General features: G+C 59.2%; 6 protein-coding genes and 1 pseudogene. 4 read left to right on the top strand and 3 right to left on the bottom strand.

All coding sequences use genetic code 11. From position 1 onward, the window contains the following. Positions 1-152 precede the first annotated feature (152 nt). Positions 153-392 (top strand): EAL domain-containing protein, encoded by a 240-nt coding sequence (locus AB3X89_RS37410; RefSeq protein ID WP_368587694.1) that lies wholly within the window; start codon positions 153-155, stop codon positions 390-392. Positions 393-1,068: 676 nt separating this feature from the next. On the opposite strand, the pseudogene AB3X89_RS37415 reads toward AB3X89_RS37410, so the two are convergent. Then, positions 1,069-1,875: pseudogene (locus AB3X89_RS37415) on the bottom strand (IS5 family transposase). Between the two features lie 340 nt (positions 1,876-2,215). Between AB3X89_RS37415 and AB3X89_RS37420 the strand changes: the two are divergent. Together AB3X89_RS37420 and AB3X89_RS37425 are read left to right on the top strand one after the other, a co-directional pair. After that, on the top strand, positions 2,216-5,359 hold the full coding sequence (locus tag AB3X89_RS37420) for an acetoacetate--CoA ligase (RefSeq protein ID WP_368587695.1): 3,144 nt from the start codon (positions 2,216-2,218) through the stop codon (positions 5,357-5,359). A gap of 1,253 nt (positions 5,360-6,612) precedes the next feature. Further along, positions 6,613-7,893 carry a hypothetical protein gene (locus AB3X89_RS37425; protein WP_368587696.1) on the top strand — a complete coding sequence of 427 codons (1,281 nt, stop codon included), beginning with the start codon at positions 6,613-6,615 and terminating at the stop codon, positions 7,891-7,893. A 158-nt stretch (positions 7,894-8,051) separates the two neighbouring features. On the opposite strand, the gene rpoD is transcribed toward AB3X89_RS37425, so the two are convergent. After that, entirely contained in the window at positions 8,052-10,043 is a 1,992-nt protein-coding gene (gene rpoD, locus AB3X89_RS37430; protein ID WP_368587697.1) for an RNA polymerase sigma factor RpoD, read from the bottom strand. A gap of 380 nt (positions 10,044-10,423) precedes the next feature. On the opposite strand from rpoD, the gene AB3X89_RS37435 reads away from it, so the two are divergent. Then, entirely contained in the window at positions 10,424-10,642 is a 219-nt protein-coding gene (locus AB3X89_RS37435) for a hypothetical protein (protein WP_368587698.1), read from the top strand. A 343-nt stretch (positions 10,643-10,985) separates the two neighbouring features. On the opposite strand, the gene AB3X89_RS37440 is transcribed toward AB3X89_RS37435, so the two are convergent. Then, complete coding sequence (locus AB3X89_RS37440; protein WP_368587699.1) at positions 10,986-12,080, bottom strand: porin; 1,095 nt, start codon at positions 12,078-12,080, stop codon at positions 10,986-10,988. Between the last annotated feature and the right edge of the window lie 925 nt (positions 12,081-13,005).

Consider the following 13,005-nt stretch of genomic DNA (forward strand, 5'->3'; position numbering starts at 1 on the left):
GTCGGCTCTTCGGCCCCATCGGCAACATTCCACCTGCCGAGGCAGAAGCCGCTTACTATGCAAATCTCGCTGAGTCTGTCACTGTGGCATGACGCAAGCAAAACGGTCTCCGGAAAACCCGGGGCGGCTCAACCGTTCGTTCGTCCAGGCAATTGAGGTCGACCAGACTTGAGGTCGACCAGACTTCGCGAGTCGTGGTCAAAACGTTGGCCGGAGCGGCCAAGACACTCAACCTTCGTCTGGTTGCTGAAGGCGTTGAGACCGCCTCGGTGGCGCACGCTTTGAAGGACATGGGCATCGACTACTTGCAGGGCTACCTCTATGGCAAAGCCATGCCCGCAGCGGCCCTAATTGCTCGCTTCAGAACACTGGCGTCTCGCATTCAGTTGTGAATCGGGCACAGCGGCAGTTAATTTAGTCCTTGAGGTAGCTGGCTAAATTCCTCCTTGGCCTTGGTGAAAGCCCGCGCTCTTCGTCACTCTGGCAAGCTCCACCCTGCCGAGTCTGCGCGAACATGTAGTTGACTTTGATATCACTAACACCTCAGGAACTCTTCGTGGGTCAGGCCAAAGTCAATAACGTAACGACCTAATATAATAGCAACCGTTCAAAGATTATTCCAACGCGATCATAACCGGTCCTCACTGCAACGACGCATTGGATGCATCCATTGTTTCATTAAGTCAAAGTTTAGACCCGTTCCGTCCGGGAAAACGCAAGGTGATGGATAACGAATTTTTACCTGCGGTTTTTAGGTTAATCCGAGGATCTCGTCGGTGGATAATACAGATTCGTTTGCTGACAGATTTGGCGAGTACGCTCGACCTCGCGTACTGGAAGCGGCGCAAGCGCCGAAAATTGAATTGGACAAGACTCGTCGCGTGCTTGAGCCAGTTGTGTCACCACTTCATCTCCCGTTGACACCCGCTTACACCGCGTCCCAATCGGGGGGATGGTCATACAGGGCTATCTTTGGGCAATTGAGACGCCTTTGGATTGGCCTCGCCACCTCCCTGTGATCGTCACCTTCTATGAGCCGCTGCATCCGGGCCTCCATGCTAGAAGGTGTTATGCACTTTTGTTAAGGGCTGCAAAGTGGACGAGCATAAGGACGGAGAACACGACGAAATGCAGACCAGCCAAGGTTTCGGGCAATCGCTCGTAGTCTCTGGCCAGTCGCCGGAAGCGGTTGAGCCAGCCGAAAGTGCGCTCCACCACCCAACGACGCGGCAACAGTACAAAGCCTTTTTTTGCCTCCGGCAACCTGACTACGTGAAGCTCGATGCCTTCATCGCGCGCGGCCTGTGCAGGCTCTTCGCCGGTGTAGCCCTGGTCAGCGAACGCGATTCTCACGGTGTGCCCCGTGACCTGCTGGACCTGCCTCGCCTGTTCTCCGACCTGTGCACGCTCCTGTTCGTTGGCCGGCGTCACATGCACCGCAAGCAGTTGTCCCAATGTATCCACCGCCATGTGCACCTTGCTGCCTTTCTTGCGCTTGTACCCGTCGTAACCCGCGCGTGGACCGCTCTCGCACGTCGACTGCAGCGTGCGGCCATCCAGGATGACTGCACTGGGCTGCCCCCCGCGATCCTGCGCCACCCGGATAATCGAACGCAGATCATTGACCATGGCCTCGAAACAGCTTGCCTGAATCCAGCGCTGCGTCTGCTGGTAGACCGCCTCCCACGGCGGGAAGTCATTGGGCAGCAGACGCTACGGTGCGCCCGCGCGGACAATCCAGCGCAAGGCGTTGAACATCTCGCGCAATTCGTAGCGACGCTGAGGCGCCTCCTGGTTCATCAATGTCAGGTACGGAGCGGCAAAGTACCACTCTTCATCCGATACATCCGTTGGGTAAGGTCTGCGCTCTTTCATTCCGCCAGGGTACCAGGTCTGGCCGAAAGTTCATAACACATTCTAAAGGGATCAATTGGGTTCAGATGGCCGGCGCATTTTCCCGCGTGCTTGCCCGTTTGAGAGCGTACGGGAAGATTGATCTGAAGCAACACGTATGCGAAAAGCGTTGGAAAATTTACCTTTTAGCATCGTTCTCCGGCGTGCCAGGTTACAGTGCTTTCATCAAGGTTCAGGTGCCCAATAAACGCTTCTAAAAGTACGTTTTCGCAAATAGAAAAAGAAGGCGGCTCAATAGCATTAATTTGACTATAAACGGGCATCTTAAATCCGTCTCTTTCTGCATTTGCATGGAGGAAATATGGATCGCCTGCAATTGCCCTGTGCGTCGCCTAACCCCGGTGCAATCCCGGAACGCGCCCCCATTTTCACCAATACCCCCGAGTGCGCCGCCACTTCTCAAATGACCGCGTTCACCGCAGCCTTGCAGGCGCACACGGGCCAGATCTTCGACAGCTACGAAACGCTGCACGATTTCTCGGTACGGGCATATCGAACGTTCTGGCAAGTCTTCGTGCAATGGTCTGAAGGTCTTGACTGGTCCGGCAGTCTCGAACCCGTGTGCGTCGGCGACGAATGCGAGCACGCACAGTTCTTCCCGGAACTCGAACTGAATTACGCCGACAACCTCTTGAGCTTGTCGGTAGCAAGGGCCGAGGCACCTGCGCTGACAGCCTGTCACGCCGATGGCCGGCGAGTGCATCTGACTCGCGGTGAGCTGCGCGATCGCGTATCGCGTCTCGCGCATGCACTCACGGAATTGGGACTGCGCCAGGGGGATCGCGTAGTGTGTGTGATGCGCAACGACGCTGAAGCGGTCGTCACTGCGCTGGCGGTCACCGCGCTCGGTGCAACGCTGTCGACGGCCGCACCGGAGATGGGTGTCGAGACGCTCCTCGATCGCTTCACACCGCTCTCGCCGCGCCTGCTGTTCGCGCACGCAGCGGCGCAGACTTTCGACACGGGCGTACCGGTCGCGACCAAGATCGGCGAGCTGGCGGCTGCTTTGCCGTCGCTGGAATGTATTGTCCGTCTCGACGATGGCGCCCTACCAGATGCGGTCAAGCAACGAATCTATTCGCTCGATGAACTGGTCGAGCACAGTGACGCCGCATCGTTCGAATGGCGGCGCTTCCCGTTTAACCACCCGCTTTTTGTCATGTTCTCGTCGGGCACCACCGGGAAGCCCAAGTGCATCGTGCACGGTGCGGGCGGCACTTTGCTGGAACACCTGAAGGAGCATCGGCTGCATAGCGATCTGCGGGCCGGCGACCGGATGTACTTCCATACCACCTGCGCATGGATGATGTGGAACTGGCAGTTGTCGGCGCTTGCGTCCGGCGTCGAAATCGTCACCTATGATGGCCCGATCTCGACGGTCGATACGCTATGGCGCCTTGTTGCCGACGAGCGCGCCACGGTGTTCGGCACAAGTCCCGCTTATCTGAAGATGAGCGAAGACGCTGGGCTGATGCCAGGGCGGCAGTTCAATCTAAGCGCCCTGCGCGCGATGATGTCGACGGCCGCAGTGCTGTTCGACCCACAGTTCACCTGGGTGCGTGATCACGTGAAGCCGCTGCCTTTGCAGTCGATTTCGGGCGGCACGGACATCATCGGCTGCTTTGTGCTAGGCAATCCCAACCTGCCGGTCTACGCAGGCGAAGCCCAATGCAAGAGTCTCGCGCTTGACATTCAGGCCCGCTCGCAGGGCGAGTCCGTCGACGGGATCGGCGAACTGGTGTGCGCGAACCCGTTTCCGTCACGTCCACTCGGCTTCTTCGGCGACACGGACGGCACCGTCTTTCACGCCGCCTATTTCGCGAGCAATCCGGGCGTCTGGACTCACGGCGATCTGATCGAGTTTTCGCCGCAAGGCACTGCGAGACTGCATGGCCGCACCGATGGCGTCCTGAACGTGCGCGGCGTCAACGTCGGGCCGGTCGAGATCTATCGCGTACTGGATGACATCGAGGAAATCCGCGACGCGATGGTCGTTCAGCAGTCGTTGCGCAATATGACGGTTGGCTCTTCGAACGCAGCCCCAACGGATCAGCGTACGGTGTTGATGCTCGTGCTGCGCGAAGGCTTCCAGCTGAACGCAGCGCTGGCCGCCCGTGTGCGCCGCGACCTTGCACGTCGCACATCTCCGGCGCACGTGCCCGACCGCATCATCGCCGTCGATGCGTTGCCGGTTACGCACAATGGCAAGCCGTCGGAAGCGGCCGCACGCAACGCGATCAGCGGCCTGCCGGTGCGCAACACGGCGGCGCTGCGCAATCCCGAGTGTCTGGACGCGATTCGGCGTCACCCGGCGCTGAACTCGGCAACGCGCGAACTGGCGCCGGTGGGCCGGTCCCGGGAGGATCTCGAACGGCACTTGCAGTCGCATTGGGAAAGACTGTTCGACATAGCTCCGATCGGTCGCGACGACAACTTCTTCCAACTAGGTGGCAATTCGTTGCTGGCGGCGAGATTACTTGCCAGTGTGAATGAGTCGACGGGGCGCACGCTGCCGCTCGCGACACTATTCATCGCACCGACCATTGCGCGCCTCGCCGCGGCAATCGACGAGCCCGGAGTGCCGCAATCTTCGCCGACGGTCGTACCGATACGAGCAGGCACGGGTACACCGCTCTTCCTGGTACACGGGGTGAGCGGCACCGTCATGGAATGCTCGGCGCTCATCGCGGCGATGCAGACGCCGCGCCCGATGTTCGGGCTGCAGGCACGAGGCCTCGACGGCGAGCAGCCGGCACAACGGCGCGTTCACGAAATCGCGGCCAGCTACATCGGACAGATGCGCAGCGTGCAGCCGACGGGACCCTACGCGGTGGCGGGCTACTCGTTCGGCGGATTGATTGCGGTCGAGATTGCGCAACAGCTAAGCCGCGCCGGCGAGCAAATGGAATTGCTGTGCCTGATCGATACCTATGCGCACGAGCGTTGCCTCCCGTGGCGGGCCTGGCTGCGGCACAACCGTGACTTCCTCGGCTGGCACTGGCGCAGGCTGCGCGCCGTCCCCAAGGCGCAACTTACGCACTACGTGAAGGACAGACTCGCGAATGTCGTAGATTATTTGCGCATGCGCAATGGACGCATGGCACACCGCCCAAATAGCCACAACGCGATGATGCCGCCGGCACTACGGACGGTGCGCGAGACGTTGCGGGTAGCGATGACGACGTATCGGCCAAGGCCCTATCACGCTGGACCGATCGTCTATGTGCACGCGACGTCCACCCTGTCGTACCGTAACAATCAGTTGACGCTGTGGCAGCACGTCGCTCGCGGCGGGCTGGATGTCGTCGATGTGTCTTGCGACCACTTCGAGATGATCGCCGAGCCGAATGTGCAGGTCGTGGCTGCGGCGTTGGATCGGCGCCTGGCCAGCAGCGACAAATCGCGATCCGGGTTTCCTCCGTTCGGAGGCGTCGCGTGCGCCTAGGCGATCGCTGGTCGCGATCCGCCGCGTGGCAGAGCGCGACCAGCACCAACCGTTTTCATCCGCGTTAACCAGATACCGGAAAGAGCGCTGCCTACGCTGTTTGATCCGATGACACGAGCGATCCTTCACAATCTAGCGGGGACTGCGACAGGCATGGGCCTTGGCCTCTACACTGCCGCTGCATTGCCAAGGCCCATCCGAGAACCATAGATGTTAAATCAACCGGGCACGGGACGAGTTTCAGCGTCTGTATCCCGAGTTCGCTTTCGATTTCAGGTTAGCCTGTTTATCGCTAGGCGCTTGAGGACAGCTCGGCGGACGGATGACCGCCCCTCATGCGAAAGTAGCCATCGTGGTGACACGAGTTCGGACGGCGGTTGGGGGTAAGTAGCCGCCAGATCTGTCCGACGCCCAAGCACTTGGCCTTTCCTCTCACGCCATACATCGAGGCAGAAATCATAGACGCCGCCCGGTGATGCCGGCGCCCTTGTTTTGCGCTAGCTGTCGGACTTTTTTCACTATCTCGCGCTTCCGGGGCGACTGTTGGATCGGGTGTTGGATGGAAACCCCGGAATATTTCCGAAATCCCTGAAAATACCCACTCACCAAGGTTCGAGACCGGAGCCCGTCTTTGCAGCAGCGACGCCATCGAAACGGGCGACCGGGTGTTCATTCACGCTCGCGTCCCTATCGAACCGGCGGCGAGCTTCTTGTCGACTACGCTCTATCAGTCGACGAGGCAGCCGCCGACGACACCCAGATGCTGTACGCAATGTCATTGCCGCGCGTCGGGATGCCGTCGAACTATGCTGGGCAGCAATGCTGCGTCGGCATGTCCTGCTGCAACGCAGACAGTCCGATGCGCGAATTCTCCGGCGTCTGATACAGACACAGCGCGCGCTGATATCTGAACATCGCGCCTTGGCGGCATAGATGGGTGCCCGATTGCGATCGTTTTCGCATTGCAGATCGATGCGCGGCCAAGGCCAAGGTAGATTCGTTGAACCCACCCATGCTCATCGTTGCGGTCCCGAAGCTCGCTTCCGGCTCGTATACCGTCCCTATATGGGCAGGCTGGCATCCGATGCGAACATTGCCTCTCGTCTATAATTCACCAGCCAAAACATCAACGATCGCACGGAGCCACATTTTATGGGTCAACCCCGCGGACGATTTGCGGGACCTCGGACAGCGGACAACGCCAACCTCGCCACGCGAAAAAGTCTCCGTCCAACCGGCCGGGACAACCATACTTGAAGGCGCCTCCTCGAGACTCCACTCAGACTGCGTCAATCTTCAAAACACGGTCGTTCCAGTTTCTCGTCGATGCGGTGGGTGCAGAGAATATCGCGCTCGGACTCGACTCGAACATGACGCGAGTTGCTGAATTGATGAAGGGTGAAAGATTCACGCCCGAGACCGCTTTTCATATGGAAACCACGCTTGGACTGCCGCATGGTTTCTTTGACCAGCCCCATCCTGCCCTCGCGCCCGAAACCATCGCCCGTCTGAAGTCACCGCTCGACTTTATCAAAACAGACAGCGAGCCCGAGGTTGCGTCTCAAACGCGCATACCGGCTTCCGCCCCGAACGGCGGCCAACAATCCATTCTTGCAGACAACCTGTCCGAGGAAACGGAAATGCCAAAAAAAGCAACGGGCGTGTCGCCAGTGACCGTCAAAAAGAGTCGAGGCCAGTTGACCAGACCGACAGGCGCCCATGCGGCAGGAAAACGCTCATCATCGAAACCCAGAGCCTCTTCTCAAGCGCCCCGGCAGCAACCGCTGGCGTTAAACGACAGCGCCACGCTTGAAAACATTCGACGGCAGAACCTCCAGGTTCTCACGGGTCGCAACGGCTCCAAGGCGCGCCTCGGTGTCGTCATGTCGATGACTAAGTCCAATACCGCCCATCGGCTATATGGCAAGAAGCGCATGGACGATGCCGAGGCGAACCGTTTCACGGAGCGTCTTGGTTTGCCGACTGGCTGGCTGGACACACCGCGCTCGGAAATGGAAATTCCCGAGTCGGTGTTACGTTTGCTGACCCCTGCTTCGCGCAGTCGGGGATCCGTTGCACAACAGGAGTCGGTCGAGCCTGCGACGAAGAAAGGTGCGCCAGGCAAACCCGCATATCCGAAGGCGCACACGCGACGCGCGCGGACGGGCGTCCCGGTCGAGCCGGAAAATGTCTCGCCAGCTTCAGCGGACGTCGCAGATGAGAACACGGCAATCGTCGTCGGTCCGCATGATCATATAAGCGATGCGCATGCCGAGGCCGCCGGTCCGTCTTCTGAAGGAAATGACGGCGAGCTGCCTACAGTCATATCGGCAACCCCTGAGGCACTTGAGCCCGCCGCAATCTCCCAGCAAAACCTCGTCCCACTCCCCGCTTCGGTCACCAGCCTGGAAAATCTCCACGGCATCGCGCCAATCGCGGAAGCATTGATCAAGACGTTGGCAGGAAAGGCGCGCACAGGACGGCTGGACGAATTGGAGGCTCTGGAACTTTTGCAGCAGGCAGTCCTGTTGTGAGTCGGCGCTAGCGGACGATGACCCACTGTCCCGCGGAGCCCGACGCGCATCGGGCCCGCCCTGACCCAGAGGTATCGGACCGCAACTATCCGGTCGACAATTGACTGCTCAAGCCCCCCTTCGAAACGGCACAAGCCTCCAATGCACGCGTCAGCGCCTTAATCGTCGAGAAATGGTCGTAGCTTGGCGGTGCGGTTCGGATGCGTCAGTTTTCGCATCGCCTTGCTTTCGATCTGCCGGATCCGTTCGCGCGTCAAGTCAAACTGTTTGCCCAGTTCCTCAAGCGTACAGTCAGATGCGGTATCGATCCCGAAACGCATCCGCAACACCTTCGCTTCACGCGGCGACAATGCGTCGAGCGCCGTATTGATCGCGGCGCGCAGATTCGCCTGCACGGCCGCATCGGCGGGCGACGTCGCCGTCGGATCTTCGATCATATCGCCAAGTGTCGCATCAGCATCGTCACCCACTGGCGTCTCAAGCGATAAGGGCTGCCTCCCAATCTTCAACATGGCGCGAACCTTCTCTTCCGATAATTCCATGTGCTGCGCCAACACCGCAGGATGAGCCTCGCGTCCGGTTTGTTGCAGGATCTCACGGGAAATCCGGTTCAGCTTGTTGATCGACTCCATCATGTGAACAGGAATCCGGATCGTGCGAGCCTGATCCGCAAGCGAACGCGTGACTGCCTGCCGCACCCACCAGGTCGCATAAGTTGAAAATTTCCAGCCGCGTCGGTATTCGAATTTGTCGACGGCTTTCATCAGGCCGATATTTCCTTCCTGGATGAGATCCAGGAGGTGCATGCCGCGGTTCACATATTTTTTCGCAATGGAGATTACGAGGCGCAGGTTGGCCTCGATCATCTCGCGCTTTGCCTGCCGCATCTTCGACTCCGCCGCCATCATCTGCCGGTTGATCTTCTTCAACTGCTGCAACGGCAGTCCGACCTTCGTTTCGATATCGAGAAGCTTCCGCTGTTCAGCCTGAATCGCCGGCAGACTACGTTCGAGGGCGGCGCCGTACTCGCGCGACGCTGCCGCCGTGCTTTCAGTCCACGCGAGATCAGTTTCGCGTCCCGGAAACGACTCGACGAACTTCTCGCGCGGCATGCCGCATCGATCAACAGCAATTTGCAGAATATGGCGCTCGACTGCGCGCACCTGTGCGACCTGCTGTTGCACATCGTTACATAGCCGATCGATCGTTCGCGCCGTGAAGCGAATGGGCGCCAACTCGCGCTGGATCGCTTCACGCAGGTCCGCGCCAGCTCCCCGCCCCATACCCTGCACAGCATGGGAACCAGAAATCTGCTCGAACAGCTCGCGCACCCGGGCAAAAATAACGAGGCTGTCGCTCGTGAGCTGTTTCAGGCGCGCTTCGTTCGCCCTCGCCGTGTCCCGGTCTTCAATCTCGCTGTGCTTATCGCCGTCGTCGTCATCGTCAGCTGTGGCCTGCTCGGTGTGCGGCGCTTCAGCGAAATCCGTCGACGACTGTTCGACCGATTCGGTTTCCTCATTGATTCCGTCAATCAGTTCGTCGATGCGCAGTTCACCGGCTTCAATCTGCTTCGCGCTCAGAAGGAGCGCGGAGACGGTAACCGGGCACGCAGCAATCGTCCGGATCATTTCCTGGAGGCCGCCTTCGATTCGCTTCGCAATCTCGATCTCACCCGCGCGAGTCAACAATCCGGTCGCGCCCATTTCACGCATATACATGCGGAAGGGATCGGTCGTACGCCCGAATTCCGAATCGACGGTGTAAAGCGCCACTTCCGCCTCCTCGTCGGCCTGGTCATCCAACATGGTTGCCGGCGCCGCATCGTTCATAAGCAGCACCTCCGCTGAAGGCGCCTGTTCGTAGACCGCGACGCCCATGTCATTGAAGGTGCTGACAATGGTTTCAATGGCAGCGGTCTGCGCGAAGTTGTCCGGCAGGTGATCGTTGATTTCGGCATGAGTCAGGTAGCCGCGCTTCTTTCCGAGCTGAATGAGTGCGCGCATCTGACGCTGCTGCTCTTCGTCCGGCGACACTGTATCCACCGGCAGCAGGCCTGCGGTTGCCTTGCTCTTCGATGCGCGCCGGGCCGACGCTTTCGGCGCTGATGCAGCTGTATCTGGACCTGAATTGCACGGATCAACCTTTGCCATACATTCTCCTGAAGGGGTTTGCCCGGCGATCGCGAAACCAGCGGTTGCCGGCTGCGGGGCAGGCACGAGATGAAGGATCGCAACGGGCAATGAACACGGCCCGCAGAACCAGCGTGCGATAGGGAAGCGCAAAACGCGGCGCACGAGGAGGAAAGGCTAGCAATGTAACACCATCTGCTGCACCGCACCAATCCCGCGAATTGTTCGGCTGGCACGGACCGCGATCAAATGAGGACCCGGCGGACCTGCCTGAGGTAGGCTAATGCCGGAAAGCGCGCGATCGAGCACCACGGGCATCTCCCGGTTGCCCCGCGTATGACTTACCCGGCGCTTCGATTATGATATCCATCCGACGATCTTGAGCATCTGCGGAACTGGCGATGAAGCCGATCAAATTGCGAGTATCGCGCGACGAAGCGGGCAACCTGCTGGACGATTTGACTGCATGGGCGAGCCCCAGCGGCATTGACCTAGGGCTTTCCACCTTCAGTACGCCCCATACCTTGTCGAGCACGAATTCGCCCGTTGTCTATCATGTCTATGTGGGCGAGAGCTTTTTCGAGCAGTTCCCGGAGTGGCGCATGTTCATCGAGCAGTAACCGGCCACCCCGGCTATGCAAAACCGGCGACAACGCCCAAAGATTTAGAGACAACTTCGTGTAAGTCGCAATCTTTTCAATTCATTTGACGACAGCGGCCAGCAAAGTGGGAACACCGCAGCGGCGTTTGCGCCGCGCTTCGATATCGGCAGCGGCCGGCCGTTCAACACGGAAGTCGATGCCTTGACGGGCGAATTCAGCGCGGCGCGCCGAGTCGTTGACCGCATATGCAGCGTCCGTTCTATCCGGCAAGCGGCCGGTTCAGCTCAAAACGAACAACTGGTTGCGGAGTAGCGTCGTGTGCTGCGCGCTTCGCGGCGTCGTAAGCCGACATCATCCAGCCCTAGAAGCGGTGCCGGATGCCCGTGCCGACGAGCAACTGGTTTTGACTGCTTGACGGATCGTTGGTGTTGATCACGGTAGGCGCGCCCAATGACGCGTGCTGATAGATCGTTTCCGCGTACACGTCCGTACGCTTCGACAGTTGATAGACGGCCTGCAGCGCGCCCTGGTGCCAATGCGCCGAAGAAGCGTCGGAGAACACGTACATACCCGCTAGCGAGAGGGCGGGCGAAGCTTGCCAGACCGCGCTGATCTCGTAGTTACTGAACCCGATCGACGGCAAAACGCTGCCGCTGTCCGCATCGGCAACGCCTGTGTAGATCGAACGCGACCACGCCCCTGCCAGAGTCACATCGCCGAGCGCATAACTCGCGCCGGCGGCGAGCGCATCCTGCTTTTGCACACTGGCGTCGATCACTGTCTGACCGCTGCCGGGCAATGCCGATGGCGAGTAGGCACCGACCTCGTTGAGGCCGCGTCCGTTGTTGTGCATCCATGCGACACCGGCATTGAATGGGCCATTGCCGTAGTTCGCAGCAATGCCGTATGCACGGTTCTGCGCGAACCGGCCTGCAGTGTTGGAGAATGCATACATGCCGCCGAAGCTGAACCCGTTCAGAGAGGCGCTTGCATATTTGACGGAGTTCGCGGCGAGGTAGGAGTTGTTGGCATTGTCGTTGTCAAACGGATGCGCGAGCGCGGTACCGCCGGTTCCCCCTGTCAGCGTGAACGGCGCGAAATAGTCGTGAATCAGGTCGTATTGGTGGCCGAGGGTCAGCGTCCCGAGGGTCTCGGATTGAAGTCCCACGTACATCGGATGATCGTTGAATCCTTCGCCCGAGGTCACCGAGTAGCCTCGCTCCATGCGAAAAAGTGCTCGGGCTCCGCCGCCCAGATCTTCGGCACCTTGCAACCCCCAGAAACTGCCATCTATCAATCCCGACGTCGCGCGATATTGCGCATGTCCATCCACGTTGCTGACGTAGGCGAGGCCCGCATCGAGTGCACCGTATAACGTGACGCTTTGGGCTGAGCAGGTAGAACTGAGGGGCGCTAGCAATGCGCCGGCCAACGAGCAGTAGTGAAGTTGGTTCATGATCAAATCGAAGGAGTAGTGGGGCGGAAAATACCGAACACACCAATGCGCTCAAGGCACACGGGTGCCACGCGAGATTGCCGGTAAAGTGCCGACGGATCGAAGCCAGTCAGATCGGCAGATCGATTGACGGAGGGATCCGGATGATGTTGCCAGCCGCAAAGGCTGGCGCAAGGAGGTGACTGTGACGTTCATGTGCGGCTCCGTGGGGTTTCGCACCCCGGTTTGTCCGATACAGGAACGAAAAGAGATCTGACTCCTGCCACAGGCAGGAGAATGCCAGGACAGACACAGTGACGCGACCGCGCTGCCCCCTTTTCGCTCGATGGAAAAATGTAGTTATCATTTGGTCACTAACGGCGATGCACACTGTCGACGGAACAACAGAAGAATCGCGGGATCCCAAGTTTCGGTGATCGTAGTGCCTGCCGTTGGATATGACAATCAGGCACTGACCAGCGAGGATTCCCGCGCTCCAACGGAATGGCCGATGAGCCGCTGTGATGTGCCGCGGCAGCAGTTGAGAACGACTATTCCACTCGAATATCCCCACCTTTGCAACGCAGGCTACTCGATCGGCAGTTGAGGGGCGAGATCGTGTGGAAACTCCCTTTTTCACGGTTAATGCTGAACAGCAACTGGCCGGCTCTTCGTCATTGCCTGCATTCCTCTATGTTGCAAACTGCCATGTAGATATGCATCACAAAAACGCGCAATAAGACATTCAATGCTACGTTTTTCTGCGGAAAGTGACCACTGCTTAGCAGGATGCGGAAATACCCCCGCCCGGAATCGACCTTCCACGATTTGAGCGCCCACCGTCGCTAAATCTTTCGCATTGTGCAATTTCAACGCGCATCAACCTTTTTAAAGCACTGTGAGGCCGACTTCTGGCCTCATTGCCGCCTTTTCCAGCCACTATGGG

Origin of the sequence: Paraburkholderia sp. BR14320, from assembly GCF_040948665.1 — a bacterium.
Classification (GTDB): domain Bacteria; phylum Pseudomonadota; class Gammaproteobacteria; order Burkholderiales; family Burkholderiaceae; genus Paraburkholderia; species Paraburkholderia youngii.

Excerpts from the sequence above, each read along its gene's own strand:
- AB3X89_RS37420 (WP_368587695.1), top strand. The coding sequence starts at position 2,216 with ATGGATCGCCTGCAATTGCCCTGTGCGTCGCCTAACCCCGGTGCAATC.
- rpoD (WP_368587697.1), bottom strand. The coding sequence starts at position 10,043 with ATGGCAAAGGTTGATCCGTGCAATTCAGGTCCAGATACAGCTGCATCA.
- AB3X89_RS37435 (WP_368587698.1), top strand. The coding sequence starts at position 10,424 with ATGAAGCCGATCAAATTGCGAGTATCGCGCGACGAAGCGGGCAACCTG.
- AB3X89_RS37440 (WP_368587699.1), bottom strand. The coding sequence starts at position 12,080 with ATGAACCAACTTCACTACTGCTCGTTGGCCGGCGCATTGCTAGCGCCC.